General features: G+C 49.9%; 3 protein-coding genes. 2 read left to right on the top strand and 1 reads right to left on the bottom strand.

Features of this window, described 5'->3' with window-relative positions; all coding sequences use genetic code 11:
- Positions 1–224 precede the first annotated feature (224 nt).
- Positions 225–2,030 (top strand): PBP1 and LysM peptidoglycan-binding domain-containing protein, encoded by a 1,806-nt coding sequence (locus DWU89_RS19950; RefSeq protein WP_115501382.1) that lies wholly within the window; start codon positions 225–227, stop codon positions 2,028–2,030.
- Positions 2,027–2,692 carry a porin family protein gene (locus DWU89_RS19955; RefSeq protein WP_115501383.1) on the top strand — a complete coding sequence of 222 codons (666 nt, stop codon included), beginning with the start codon at positions 2,027–2,029 and terminating at the stop codon, positions 2,690–2,692. Before DWU89_RS19950 ends, DWU89_RS19955 begins: the two co-directional genes overlap by 4 nt.
- A 7-nt stretch (positions 2,693–2,699) precedes the next feature.
- Here DWU89_RS19955 and DWU89_RS19960 read toward each other — a convergent pair whose 3' ends face one another.
- A complete protein-coding gene (locus DWU89_RS19960) occupies positions 2,700–5,360 on the bottom strand; it encodes a ligand-binding sensor domain-containing protein (protein ID WP_244205963.1) in 2,661 nt (886 codons plus the stop codon).
- Positions 5,361–5,446: the final 86 nt, after the last annotated feature.

Here is a 5,446-nt window from a genome sequence, read left to right on the forward strand (position 1 = left end):
AAAAAATCGCATATTTCACTAAAATAACCGGTCCGAAAGCGCTTTTTCGACCGGAAAACAATCGTCGGGGAGACACTTCTCGAAGCCTCTAAAGGAGGTTTTCAAGACGTTTTTTACAATAAGTAGGGTATATTTAGGGGTCAACTTATCTCAATAACCCATTTATGTATTTCACTCTCATTTTTTGTTGCTATCTTTGCCGCTAAATAATCCAATATCGGCAAATGAACAAGATTAGCATATATGTATTGACGTTCCTTCTGAGTCTGACCGGCGCGACTGCTTATGCGCAAAACAACAGGTCGCAAGTGGTTATTTCGAACGGACAAGACAACAATGTATTCTATCACACAATAGAAAGAGGACAAACCGTTTACGCGATCGCTACCATGTACGGAGTGACGACCGACGACATCTACCGGTTGAATCCGGGCAGCAAAGACGGTATCAAGGCAGGCGCCACCCTTAAAATCCCGCAACGGGACCTGGCAGGGGGCTCATCGAAAAAACAGGACGGCAACTATATCTTCCATACGATCCAGCCGAAAGAGACACTGTATTCTTTGTCTATCCGCTACTCGGTACCGGCAACCGCCATCGTAAAAGCGAACCCTGGCTTGTCGACTTCCACGTTTACCATCGGCAAGACGATCCGTATCCCGGCCACGCAGGTAGAAGATCTGCCGACAACGGAGGTAAAGACCGTCACCAAAGAGATTGAATACACAATACCGAAGAAAGAAACCATGTACCGGATCTGCCGGAAATTCAATATTTCAAGCTACGAGCTGATCAAGCGCAACCCCCAACTGAAAGAGGGCGTAAAAGCAGGTATGGTCATTAAAATACCGGTGCAGACGGAAGAAAGCGTGACGACAAAACCGGCTACGGCTGTCCTTTCCGAACGGGATGCGAACGCCCTGCTTTCGGAACCGAAAAGCATCGAACGCGTCAATATGATCAAAGTAGCCCTGTTACTGCCGTTCATGACTTCCGAGACTAAGCCTTCGGCCGAGACGCAACGTTTCATCGAATATTACGAGGGCTTCCTGTTGGCAGTAGACAGCCTCCGCAATACGGGGTGCTCCGTCGACCTGTCCGTATTCGATACGGGCAACGGGACGAAGAAGCTCAAAGAGATACTGAAAGACGACGCTCTGCTGAACGCCAACCTTATCATCGGGGCTGTCCAGAACGACCAGATCGGCCCGGTTGCCGAGTTCGCACAGAAGAACAACATCAAGTATGTGATTCCGTTCACCTCGAAAAACGACGATGTCCTGTCGAATGCGCATATCTATCAAGTCAATACGCCTCACTCCTATCTCTACGCCAAGGCTGCACAAGCCGGTTGCGACCTCTTTGCGGCGGACAACGTGATCCTGCTGAATATGAACGACGGCAAAGACAAGACTGATTTTATCAAAACGTTCAAGACCGAAATGAAGCAACGGAACATCCCGTTCAAGGAGGTCAACTACAACGGCGAGACGCTGACAGCCGATATCGAGGCCCTGCTCGATGCGAACAAACGGAATGTGATCGTACCGACATCGGGCACGATGGATGCCTTGAACAAGATCAAGTCGCCCCTGCGCATGCTGGCGGAGACAAAGCCGGAATTCGGGCTGACACTGTTCGGATATCCCGAGTGGCAGACTTACACGCGCGATTGCCTGGAAGATTTCTATGCGTTGAACACTTACATATACAGCAACTTCTATGCCGACAACCTGTCGAAAGAGGTTGCCGACTTCTATACCAAATACAAAAACTGGTACAGCAAGACATTGATCAATATATTCCCGAAATACGGCATCTTAGGATTCGACACGGGCATGTTCTTCCTCGGGGCGATCAACAAATACGGTTCCAACTTCGAAGATAATCTGGATAAGATCAACTATCAGGGCGTACAGACGGGATTCGACTTCCACCGTGTAAACAACTGGGGAGGTTTCATCAATACGAACATCTTCATTGTTCATTACCAGAGTGATTTTAACGTAACCCGGAACGAAGTAAGATGATCAGAAAAGTTATTACTACAGCTCTCGTTTGCGTGCTTGCCTTAGGCGGCATCCATGCACAGGACAAGTTCAGACAGGAACTGTCGCTCGGCGCCTCTTTCGGCACGACCTTCTCCAAGGTGAGTTTCGCACAGACCAAAGTGCAGCAGGGCATGAAAATGGGCTACACGGGCGGGCTTACCATTCGCTGGATCACGGAGAAAAACCTCGGGTTGCAGGCGGAAGTGAATTTTGTCCAACAGGGTTGGGAAGAGAAGTTCGAGGAGCAACCGCAATACAAATATAGCCGTACGATCAATTATATAGAGCTTCCGATCCTGACACATATCTACTTCGGCAGCAAGCGTTTCAGGGTATTCGTCAACCTGGGTCCGAAAGTGGGTTATGCTTTCGGCGAGAAGACAGACGAGAACCTGAACGGCGCCACGCCGAACACGGAAAACACGCAACACGGCATGCCGCTCGAAAAGAAATTCGACTGGGGATTATGCGGCGGACCGGGGTTCGAACTGCGTACGGGAATCGGTTCTTTCTTGCTTGAAGGCCGCTACTACTACGCTCTCGGGGATATCTTCAACAGCCGCAAGGAGGATTATTTCTCCAAATCGTCCTCACAGGTGATCTCAGCCAAGCTGACCTATATGATACCGATATTCAAATAAAAACGGGTTACAAATCCTGCCTGTACTGGGAAGGTGTCACACCGTACATCTGTTTGAACACGGTGCTGAAATAGCGTTGATGCGAGAAGCCGGCCTTCTCGGAGACTTCCTGTATGCTCAAGCCTTTGTCGGCAAGGAGCCGGACCGCTTCCTCCATCTTGAACTTATTGATATAATCGCCGATGCTGATATCTGCAAGCTGTTTCAGCTTATTATAGAGCGAAGCGCGGCTCATCGCCATTTGTGTGGCAACAAACTGTACATCCAGATCCGGATTCGTCAGGTTGCGGCTGATCAGGTCATTCAGTTTCTGCATGAACAGTTCGTCGGCCGGACTGAGGTTAATCAGAAAATGCAGTTTGTCTTCATACGTCTTACGTTCATGTTCTTGGATCGTCAAAGCCATTTTAAGCTCTTTTTTCTTCACTACTGACCATGCGGTCCACACCGAACCTCCCAGTATGACCAGAAGCAGCAGGGCGAAGAAACCGGTCGTCTTCCACCAAGGAGGCGTCACCGTAATCGAGAGCAGCTCGACGGGGGTACTCCAGTCGCCGTTTCGCTTGCTGCATGACACCCAGATATGATACTCGCCCACAGAGAGGGCATGGAAGGAAATGGCACGACTGGAACGTTCGATCATCTCTTCCTGATCGCCTCTCACATAATAACGGAACAGCTTCTTCCGCATCAGGTCGTTTTCCCTGACAATGATATGGGCATTGAGGGAGGTATAGTTCCAGGGGATAGAGAGCCGGTTATTATTCCCTATCACGGCGGCACCGACCGATATGCCATCCAGTCCGACATCGAGCAGGCTGATGGAGGGGTCCGCATCCTCGGGGAAGGGCACGTTGTCCCGGATATACACCAACCCGTTCACACCGGCCATATACATATCGCCCGAAGTGGTCAGCAAAGGCGGCTTAAACAAATATTCATTGGCATAGACACCGTCGGATTCCCCGAAAACGACGGTTTTCTTCTCTCCCGGGATATAGGCGTATAGCCCGTTATGCGTCCCGATCCAGAGCCTTCCCTGTAAATCGAACCCTAACGAGCTGGTCCCGGCAAAACGGTTTTCCTCGATGGAAACAATCCGGCGTGTTGCGGGATCATACCGGAACAATCCGGTGGTTGTCCCGATCCAAAAACAACCTGTCTTATCGGGGCAAACAGCTCCCATCTGGCCGAGAGAATCAGGCGGATTAAAAAACGCACGCAGGGAATGGGTCCGGTGATCCAGTTCCAGCAATTGGAGCAAACTGCGCAGATAGGTGACAGAGTCGTTTCCGGAAACTTTCTGAAGGGATGAGCACACAAGGCCTTCCTCTTCGCACCTTATCGCTTTGAGACGCCCCGCCGGTTGGTCATACAAATAAACGCTATCGGAATACAAGAAAAAACGGTCTTTATCCAGGCGGCTTAAATGGACGGACAAACCGGCACGGAAGATCCGGCGGGATCTTTCGGAATCCGCAACAGTATATTCACGCAAACGGCCGGAAGATTTATCAAAACGATACAGTCCCTGGCTGAAGACAGAAAGAAGGAGCTCTTTTTCGCCATAATCAATCACGGAGACCACCTTTCTGTCAAATGTCTCCGGATAATGGCGGAATACGCCGGTCTGCGGATCAAAACGGTTAATACCGTCTCCGTCAGTTCCAAACCACAGAATATGGTCGCGGTCTTCATACATGCCGGTCACAGTCTTATAACTCAGTCCGCCGGTCGAGTTTAGCGGCACATCGCCATATGTATGCAGATAGGTTTCCTTCATGCCGATCAGTCCTCCCCGGATACTTCCGGCCCACATATTATTCTCCTGGTCGCTGTACAGGCAACCAAAAGAATTGACCGGCAAGGAATTGTCATCACCCGGCATATGCACGATCGACCGGATGCTATGTTTTTCCGCATTATAAATATAAATGCCGCCGCCATCCGTGGCAAACCACAGTTCGCCGTCTTTCTCCTTAATATCCAAAACGACATCGTTATTCAGCAGGTTTCCCGCATGCAGGTGGCAACGCTCCCTCCCTTCGCGCGTATAGCAATATACGCCATCCGCATATACCGACAGCCATATATCTCCCGAAGAGGCGAGGCAGACACTCGTTATCTCTTTTCCGGGCATAAAGGGGACTTGTTCCAGTTTGCCGTTAGCAGGGTAATACCACCACATCCCGTTACGGCGGCAGGCAAGCAGTACGATTTGCTTTTTCTCGTCATACATGCAGGCATGGGTAAAGGCCGAAGTCATCCGCCCGGGAATATCCACCGGCAAAACAGTGATCCGGTTACCGGCATAGGCATACCGGAAAGCCGTTCCTGCGCCGAAGAACAACACTTCATCGTCAGTCACGACAGAACTGAACACATGCAAAGGCAAGCCGGCAAAAACGATGCGGATAAACTTGTCTTCACGGCGGTCATACCGGACCAATCCTTTATCCGTACCAATCCAGATATTGGAATGGCGGTCTTCCGTCAGAAAAAGAATATCATTACCGGGAATAGAGCAGGGATTATCTTTATCATAGAAATAAGACACGATCCGCTCCCGGTCGAAACGGTTCAGCCCGAAATTCGTCCCGATCCAGATCACTCCCTGATGGTCTGTCAAGACGCAATTGACCGTCGACTGCGAGAGACCGTCTTTCAAGGATATCTGTTTAAAATAAACACATAGCGAAAAAGAAAATTTGAGCAAAGCGTAGCGAATTAGCTGAAACAGCGTTCGTTACGCTT

Source organism: Parabacteroides acidifaciens, from assembly GCF_003363715.1.
GTDB classification, from domain to species: Bacteria; Bacteroidota; Bacteroidia; order Bacteroidales; family Tannerellaceae; genus Parabacteroides; species Parabacteroides acidifaciens.